Genomic DNA, 2286 nt, shown 5'->3' with positions numbered 1-2286 from the left:
CCCACCGCGCGCGGGGGCTGCGCGCGCACCCTCGGAGGCCACGCCCACCCCCCCACTGTCACACCGGCGGGGGGGGGGGGGGGCACCACACCCCCCCCGCACCGCCGTCGATCCGCCCGTTCCTGCGCGAGCGGTGCGCCGCCTCAGGACACCGCGACCGCGCCGCCGACCGCGTGCGCCTCGACCTCGGCGCCATTGCCTTCGTTGCCTCCACTGCCGCCATTGCCGTCGGCGTCGCCTTCCGACGCCGCGCGGGCCGCCGCCACCTCGGCGACCACCCGGGCGCCACGGTCCGGCCCCATCTGCAGCGCCCCGAGCACGCCCGGCACCGCGATGCTCGGCATCACGTGCTGGAACAGCCCGGCCACCCGGCGCTCCAGGTCCGCCCGGCCGCTCAGCTTCTGGGACTGGATCTGCACGCCCGTCCATGCCGCCGTCAGCAGCCATGCCGCGTCCGCCGGGGTGACGTGCGGCAGCAGTTCGCCGCGCTCGCCGGCCGCGACCAGGAGCACCTCGAAGCGGGAGATCCACCCGAGGATCGCGCCGCCGCCGAACTCGTCGAACACGTCCTGGCCGAGGGAGAGCCGGGCACCGGCGCTCAGCAGCGGGTCGCGCGGCAGCAGATGGGCGACCACCATCCCGGTGTCCACGAACTCCTGGAGTTTGCAAGCGCGTTCGGGAACCTCGTCCTGGGCGAACTGCTCCTCAACCACGCCCTGCGCGAGATCGCGTTTGGACGCGAAATGGAAATAGACCGCGCCGCGCGTCACACCGGCCCGGGAGACCACCTCGCCGATGGTCGCTCCCTCGTAGCCGAACTCGTCGAAGACAGAAGCCGCGGCCTCCAGGATCAGCCGACGCGTCCGGAGCGCGCGCTCCTGCCGTACCACCGGAACCACCCCGTTCTGACATTCTCGCGAAAAACAAAACCAAACACGCCGTATCTTAGCGACGACTGGCCCGAAGGCGACAGGACACTGCCCGGGAATCGCCCCAGGTGCTTCTCCTCCCTCACCCACCCGCGCCCTTCGGCGAATTCGGGATGTCCGGCCGCCCACCGACACCTCAAGGCCACTCCCCACGAGCAGTCGCACACAAAACCGAACGATCGGTATCTGTAGTGGCATGCCAGGCTCCGGAAGACCCGATCAAGCCCTCCGGCGACGCCCTCGGCATCTTTCTCAACCGATCGGTTGAAGAAGGCGGCGGACCGGCGTAGCGTTGTCCTCAACCAATCGGTTGAGAAAGAGCAGGGGTATCCGGTGGCCGTCGACCAGTTGTCCCGGGCGTTCGTCGCCCTGGCCGATCCGACCCGGCGCGACATCGTCGCCCGCCTCTCGGTCCGCGATGCGACCGTCGGCGAGCTGGCGGAGTCGTACGCGATGTCGATGCAGGCCGTCTCCAAGCACCTCAAGGTGCTGGAGGAGGCCGGGCTCGTCAGCCGCAGCCGGGACGCGCAGCGGCGGCCGTGCCACCTCGAACCGCAGGTGTTCGACTTGATGACGAGCTGGATCGAGCGCTACCGCCGCCAGGCGGAGGAGCGGTTCCGCCGCCTGGACGCCGTCCTCGCGGCCATGGCCGACGAGGCCGCCGACGACGGGTCCGCCGACGACGACCCGACAGGCGACGAGCCGGCAGGCGGAGGCCCCGCGCACAGCACAGAGACCGAAGCAGGCCCAGGACACGAAGGAGAGAAGCCATGACCTCCACCACCGGCCGCGAGACCCGGGTCGAGGCGGACCCGGCACTGCCCACCATCCGGATCGTCCGCGAGTTCGACGCCCCGCCGGCGCGGGTCTTCCGGGCCTGGATCGAGCCCGAGCTGGTCGCCCGGTGGCTCGGCCCGGACAACCACGAGACGAAGATCGACTTCTGGGACGGCCGCACCGGCGGGAGCTACCGCTACTCCATGCACCAGGACGGCCGGGAGATCGCCGCCTTCTACGGCTCGTTCCACGAGGTCCGGCCGGAGACCCGACTCGTCCAGACGTTCACGTACACGGGCGTGCCGGACGGCGTCTCGCTGGACACCGCCGTGTTCGAGCCGGCCGGCGAGGGCCGCACCCGCGTCACGATCCTGTCCGTGGTCGACAGCTTCGCCGCCCGCGACGCGATCCTCGCGAGCGGCATGGAGAAGGGCGTCACCGAGGGCTACGCGAAGCTGGACGCCCTGCTCGCCTCGGAGTGACCGCCCACACCCGATACGACGAAGCGCCCCCCCCCGGGCATGGGGGGGGGGGGTGGGGGGACCGGGGGGTGAGCGCCGCCCCCACCCCGCCACCCGGG

The 2286-nt window shown here is 71.7% G+C and carries 3 protein-coding genes; 2 read left to right on the top strand and 1 reads right to left on the bottom strand.

The genetic code is table 11. The annotated features are described in order from the left end of the window. Positions 1–143 precede the first annotated feature (143 nt). Positions 144–890 (bottom strand): ScbR family autoregulator-binding transcription factor, encoded by a 747-nt coding sequence (locus ACFV4G_RS41485; RefSeq protein WP_380448460.1) that lies wholly within the window; start codon positions 888–890, stop codon positions 144–146. Between the two features lie 372 nt (positions 891–1262). Here ACFV4G_RS41485 and ACFV4G_RS41480 point away from each other — a divergent pair, with 372 nt between their 5' ends. Continuing rightward, positions 1263–1703 carry an ArsR/SmtB family transcription factor gene (locus ACFV4G_RS41480; RefSeq protein WP_380448458.1) on the top strand — a complete coding sequence of 147 codons (441 nt, stop codon included), beginning with the start codon at positions 1263–1265 and terminating at the stop codon, positions 1701–1703. Beyond that, positions 1700–2188 carry an SRPBCC family protein gene (locus tag ACFV4G_RS41475; RefSeq protein WP_380448456.1) on the top strand — a complete coding sequence of 163 codons (489 nt, stop codon included), beginning with the start codon at positions 1700–1702 and terminating at the stop codon, positions 2186–2188. The genes ACFV4G_RS41480 and ACFV4G_RS41475 overlap by 4 nt, the downstream gene beginning before the upstream one ends. Positions 2189–2286: the final 98 nt, after the last annotated feature.

This window comes from Kitasatospora sp. NPDC059747, from assembly GCF_042732955.1.
Taxonomy (GTDB): domain Bacteria; phylum Actinomycetota; class Actinomycetes; order Streptomycetales; family Streptomycetaceae; genus Kitasatospora.
This window is presented reverse-complemented; position numbering and strand designations above follow the sequence as displayed.